General features: G+C 40.3%; 2 protein-coding genes, 14 tRNA genes and 1 rRNA gene. All 17 read right to left on the reverse strand.

Annotation, left to right across the window (positions count from 1 at the left end):
- Nucleotides 1-358: 358 nt before the first annotated feature.
- Nucleotides 359-1657 (reverse strand): lysine N(6)-hydroxylase/L-ornithine N(5)-oxygenase family protein, encoded by a 1299-nt coding sequence (locus ACI6MV_RS24570; RefSeq protein ID WP_407272958.1) that lies wholly within the window; start codon nucleotides 1655-1657, stop codon nucleotides 359-361.
- Nucleotides 1658-2153: 496 nt separating this feature from the next.
- Nucleotides 2154-3275, reverse strand: a complete 1122-nt coding sequence (locus tag ACI6MV_RS24575; protein ID WP_407272959.1) for a hypothetical protein — start codon at nucleotides 3273-3275, stop codon at nucleotides 2154-2156.
- 284 nt (nucleotides 3276-3559) lie between these two features.
- Nucleotides 3560-3641: transfer RNA gene (locus tag ACI6MV_RS24580), tRNA-Leu, on the reverse strand.
- A gap of 5 nt (nucleotides 3642-3646) precedes the next feature.
- Nucleotides 3647-3720: transfer RNA gene (locus ACI6MV_RS24585), tRNA-Cys, on the reverse strand.
- Nucleotides 3721-3732: 12 nt separating this feature from the next.
- Nucleotides 3733-3807: transfer RNA gene (locus tag ACI6MV_RS24590), tRNA-Gly, on the reverse strand.
- Between the two features lie 7 nt (nucleotides 3808-3814).
- Nucleotides 3815-3889, reverse strand: a tRNA-Gln gene (locus ACI6MV_RS24595).
- 8 nt (nucleotides 3890-3897) lie between these two features.
- Nucleotides 3898-3973: transfer RNA gene (locus tag ACI6MV_RS24600), tRNA-His, on the reverse strand.
- Between the two features lie 16 nt (nucleotides 3974-3989).
- Nucleotides 3990-4060, reverse strand: a tRNA-Trp gene (locus ACI6MV_RS24605).
- A gap of 37 nt (nucleotides 4061-4097) precedes the next feature.
- Nucleotides 4098-4183 (reverse strand) — tRNA-Tyr (locus ACI6MV_RS24610).
- Nucleotides 4184-4196: 13 nt separating this feature from the next.
- A tRNA-Phe gene (locus tag ACI6MV_RS24615) sits at nucleotides 4197-4272 on the reverse strand.
- 39 nt (nucleotides 4273-4311) lie between these two features.
- Nucleotides 4312-4388: transfer RNA gene (locus tag ACI6MV_RS24620), tRNA-Asp, on the reverse strand.
- A gap of 173 nt (nucleotides 4389-4561) precedes the next feature.
- Nucleotides 4562-4638, reverse strand: a tRNA-Met gene (locus ACI6MV_RS24625).
- Between the two features lie 45 nt (nucleotides 4639-4683).
- Nucleotides 4684-4759 (reverse strand) — tRNA-Val (locus ACI6MV_RS24630).
- A gap of 67 nt (nucleotides 4760-4826) precedes the next feature.
- Nucleotides 4827-4898 (reverse strand) — tRNA-Glu (locus ACI6MV_RS24635).
- A 22-nt stretch (nucleotides 4899-4920) separates the two neighbouring features.
- Nucleotides 4921-5012: transfer RNA gene (locus ACI6MV_RS24640), tRNA-Ser, on the reverse strand.
- 3 nt (nucleotides 5013-5015) lie between these two features.
- Nucleotides 5016-5090, reverse strand: a tRNA-Asn gene (locus ACI6MV_RS24645).
- A gap of 12 nt (nucleotides 5091-5102) precedes the next feature.
- Nucleotides 5103-5219 (reverse strand): 5S ribosomal RNA (gene rrf, locus ACI6MV_RS24650).
- Nucleotides 5220-5403: the final 184 nt, after the last annotated feature.

Genomic DNA, 5403 nt, shown 5'->3' on the forward strand with positions numbered 1-5403 from the left:
ATTTTTTAAAAATCAAAGAAAGTTCTTCAAGAAAATGATCACTTTCAGTTAGATTTGCTAGTAGCTTCGCATACCCATTTTTAGTTAATTCTTCTTGCAATTCCACTTGAAAGACACCTTTCTATTATCCAATTTACCTAGAGTATCTCATATATGATAATGACTTGGAAGCAAGGTGACTGGCCGTGCTTTCTTTCAGGAACAAAGGGATACCATCCAGGAATGTATTAAAGTTATTATAAGAAATAGATAGTCCATGTCCTGGTTAAGGTATTATTCGTAAAGAAAATGAAAGGTAGCCGAAAGAAACACTCGGCTACCTTTTTATTTTCCTAATTTCTTTCCTATATGACCGTTCTTACTTACCTAAAAACTGTGAAAACAATGTATCGCGCTGAACTGGATAGATTACTTCCCCCGCAATGTCGTTTATAATGTGGATATTTCGATTTACTGCCAGTGCTAAATTGGTTGCACCAGACCCATGCGAATGATCAAGGTTTGTTAATGTATAAAAATGATGCTCCCGGTCGGATTGTTTAAATTGTAATCGATACTGCTCGGTCACTTTGTAATGCTTTTCATCTTCCCATTCTATCTTGTCTTTGAAACGGTTGGAGAACCACTTTGGAATGTGGGGTTGATAGCCGGTTGCCAGGATTACTTTTTCACTGTTGTGTGTAAACCGTTCTTCCGCTTGCCATTGATAACAGTCTAATGCATATTGATTGCCCTCTTTTTGTATAGTTTCTAACTCCGTTAACGGCTGAATCTTAACAGGGACGTGTTCATTATCAATTGTTTTATCGTAAAGGTTTTGATAAATATTTTCTAGTGTTGCTCCTTCAATTCCTTTTCGAAGTTGTTTCAAATGACCTAATGCCTCCATCCGCTGCGTGAATGGCAACTGATGAAAATAATCTACATAGTCAGGCGTGAATACCTCCTGAGCAAGCTTTGATTCATCTAATTGAAAGATACCAGGAGACCGTGTGAACCAGCTTAGCTGAAATTCATGCGTGTCCATTTCCTGCAAAAGATCATAAAAAATTTCCGCAGCACTTTGCCCAGAACCGATCACCGTAATCGATTTCCCTTTGACAGTACTTGATTTGTGATATAAGTAATCACTTGAATGATGTACATCTTCTTTCGGTAAACCGTCTGCTCCCTTTAACAATAATGGTTTACTTCCTGTTCCCATCACAATATTCTTGGCATAATAAGTCTTTCTTTGCGATTGATCCCAGTGATTAACCAGGACTTCATAGTAGCCATCTCGATCGATCACATCGATCACTTCTGACTTGAACACACAATGCGGTAGCTGCTTCACTACCCACCTGGCGTAGTCATTATATTCTCTACGCGGGATATCAAACCTTCGATAAAAATAAAATTTATACAAGCGATTCTTTATATGTAAATAATTTAGGAAAGAATAGTTACTTTTGGGATTAGCAAAAGTAACTAGGTCTGCAAGAAAAGGTACTTGAAGGTCCGCGTGCTCAAGCAACATACCAGGATGCCAATCAAAAGCATCGGACTCATCAAAAAAATAACTGGATAGCTCCGTCCGCTCATCGATCAAAGCAGCTAAGCCTAGATTGAATGGCCCCACCCCAATACCGATAACATCGACTATATGATTTTCCATCATCCTCACTCCTCTATGTAACAGCTTACCCATACCATATTCCCTATTAGCAAAAAAACATTCCTTACATTGGGGACATACATTCTAAAAAAACAAAAAACCAATGTTCTCTTGAGATTATCTTTACACTTAAGACAAATCGTAAAAATAGTGCCAGCACTACTCATGAACATATTAAGACTTGTCACATGAGCAGGGTTTGGCACTTATTCTCTGTTGTGCTACCACTTTTCCATTCGGGCCATTATACGTACAAGAACAGCTTCTTTTGGCAAATGCAAGTGCATCTGTTCTGCCAATTCCGCTACTTGCACCGGTGATGTAAGCCACTTTTACTCTTATTTCTTCCCCTACAATAACTCCTTTCCTAATTGTATGTCTGAAAGGGTGTAGAGACCAAAAAAGTGGGTGGCCTCACATATATTCCACGTGCGTTCGAACTTTCACAAAAAGTTTTTAATGCTATAAGGAAACAAATGCAAATCCTACCACTAATTCAAGATACTTGATCAGTTTCTTGCTTGCTCTCTTCATATCTTTTATGTTGCCGGTAACTATATGTCGCTTTGCTAACCAGTTCATCATCTTCTAAACCAGCACCAATAGCACCACCTAATGTAGCAAAAGAAGTCACTAGCCAAGTGAGATGAATGTAATTTTCTAACGTAACTTTTTCCTTTAGGACAGATTGACTACTGAAAAGCTGCTCTGGGATCAAGAGTCTTACCGATAAGAAAAATAAAACAAATAAAATGATATAATAAAATACCACAGCCACACTTAAGGTTATGATCGTTGTCGCATTATACATCCTTCGTATTTTCCTCTTATTCCAAAAGCTAGGTTTTTCCCACAAATTATGAACTAGAATGATCCATAGCACCATACTACCTATGGCTGTAAACATAAGGATAATATAACGGGCAGGTTCATATACAACACTCAAATTCCATAAAGAGGGGAAAATAAGTCCATATGCCCCAGTAGCAAATGCAATCGCAATTACTTTTTTAAAAGAAGAGAATATCTTCAAAGGGCGATTGGCGTGCACCATTCCCATAAGAATTCTCAATTTACCATTCAATCTAGGCATCACATAATATTGAAAAATAGTGTCCTCACTTTTCTCTGTCATCTTTCTTCTTATCGGTGATAACAAGCGAGATATTTTATGTTTACTTTGCGAAAATACTCCATCCTCTTTTTCCTCCATACTATTGGATTTTCCATTGTATAAGTCTTTCATCATCTGAATAATCGTGTCCTTCAACCTCTTTCGCATTGGCTTAAACCCAAATGCAGGAAGAGAAATTTGCGACACTTTTTTATTTAAATTAGAACTTGCTAATACAACATCTTTCTTAGAGAAAATCGGAAGATCCGTCACACTAATTACATAGTCAAAGTTACTTGCTTGAATTTCCCTCTCTGCTTTTTCGGTTATTTCATCAGCTGTTTCTGCCGCTCCTGTTATTGGATCAGCCTTTATTTCAATGTTCCAATCAACGGTATCATCTATATAGTCTTTAAAAGCATTAGGAAGTATTTCTGCTAATCTCCTAACCATTTTTTCAGGAAATTCAGGAGCTGGAAGTATCCCTACTTTCATTTCTCTCATTTCGCCCATCCTTTACTTAATGATTGTAAATTAATCATACCCCGGATTTGCGAACTAGAAACATGGGGTCAGTTTTGTTGTTCCATCATTTGTTTAATCGAGAAAAGACGTCACAGATAACCGTTTTCACCATGAATCGCACGATTATAGACTATTTGTTAAACACAAAATCAACGTTATTTCCTAAAAAAGCACACAAAAAAACGTCTCCCACAATGTAGGAAACGCTTGTTATTACAGTATATTCACGGTTAATTGATTTACTGATTTCATGAAAAAATAAGTACCGGTGGTCGGGGTCGAACCGACACTCCGTGAGGAACACGATTTTGAGTCGTGCGCGTCTGCCAATTCCGCCACACCGGCAATTTTGGAGGCGGTAACCGGATTTGAACCGGTGATAAAGGTTTTGCAGACCTCTGCCTTACCACTTGGCTATACCGCCGTTATATAAAAATGGAGCGGAAGACGGGATTCGAACCCGCGACCCCCACCTTGGCAAGGTGATGTTCTACCACTGAACTACTTCCGCTTATAAATGGCTGGGCTACTAGGATTCGAACCTAGGAATGACGGCACCAAAAGCCGTTGCCTTACCGCTTGGCGATAGCCCAACATATTATGGGGCGACCGGTGGGGCTCGAACCCACGCATGCCGGAACCACAATCCGGTGTGTTAACCACTTCACCACGACCGCCATAATTGAAAAAAAGCAGGGGTAGTAGGACTCGAACCCACACCGGAGGTTTTGGAGACCTCTGTTCTACCTTTAAACTATACCCCTATGTTATTAATATATGCTAATTTTAAAATAAATTGAATGGTGGAGGGAGTAGGACTCGAACCTACGAACCCGATGGGAGCGGATTTACAGTCCGCCGCGTTTGGCCAACTTCGCTATCCCTCCAAATATTCAAAAGTGGTGGCTCGGGACGGAATCGAACCGCCGACACACGGATTTTCAGTCCGTTGCTCTACCGACTGAGCTACCGAGCCAATAAGGTTATGATATAAGATTCTATTCATAATGTAAAGTGGCGGTCCGGACGGGACTCGAACCCGCGACCTCCTGCGTGACAGGCAGGCATTCTAACCAACTGAACTACCGGACCAGAGATTTTTCGCAAAGCGAAAATATCTATCATTAATATTCTCTGAACAAATGGATCTTCATTATTAATCTTAGATATTCCCCAAAGGCTTTTAAGCGTCACTTTTCTTGCTTTAAAACTAAGGAAATTCATTTTGTAACACAGATGATTATTCAACGAAGTTAGAAAAAATTTGGTTGCGGGGGCAGGATTTGAACCTACGACCTTCGGGTTATGAGCCCGACGAGCTACCAGACTGCTCCACCCCGCGATAATGTAAGAATAAGATTCTTACCATATTAACTTAAAAAAGTAATGGTGGAGGATGCAGGGCTCGAACCTGCGACCCCCTGCTTGTAAGGCAGGTGCTCTCCCAGCTGAGCTAATCCTCCATACATGGGATAATTTATTATCTTTAAGTTAGTGTAACTTATTTTCGTTTCTGCGAAAAAAGTTATATGACCCGTACGGGATTCGAACCCGTGATACCGCCGTGAAAGGGCGGTGTCTTAACCACTTGACCAACGGGCCTATACAATGATGTATGTATAAGTGGCGGAGAGCGAGGGATTTGAACCCTCGAAACCGCGTTAGCAGTTTACACGATTTCCAATCGTGCTCCTTCGACCACTCGGACAGCTCTCCATATGGCTCCACAGGTAGGACTCGAACCTACGACCGATCGGTTAACAGCCGATTGCTCTACCACTGAGCTACTGTGGAATGGAATTTATAGCCTGGCGGCGTCCTACTCTTGCAGGGGCGCGTGCCCCAACTACCATCGGCGCTGGAGAGCTTAACTACTGTGTTCGGTATGGGAACAGGTGTGACCTCTCCGCCGTAACCACCAGACAATTGGAATAGTATCCAAGTGAACATCTTATTTTTTTTAGTGACAACAAATATTATAATCGTTTTACACAAAAAATCAAGAGTTTTACTGAAATTTATACTTCCAAAACTAGATAAGAAATAGACAATCAAACAATTTTAACGCAATTTAGCTACGGTTCCTTGTAAACAGTCACCTTCGCTA

Origin of the sequence: Radiobacillus sp. PE A8.2 (assembly GCF_045635475.1) — a bacterium.
Classification (GTDB): Bacteria; Bacillota; Bacilli; order Bacillales; family Amphibacillaceae; genus JBJGXI01.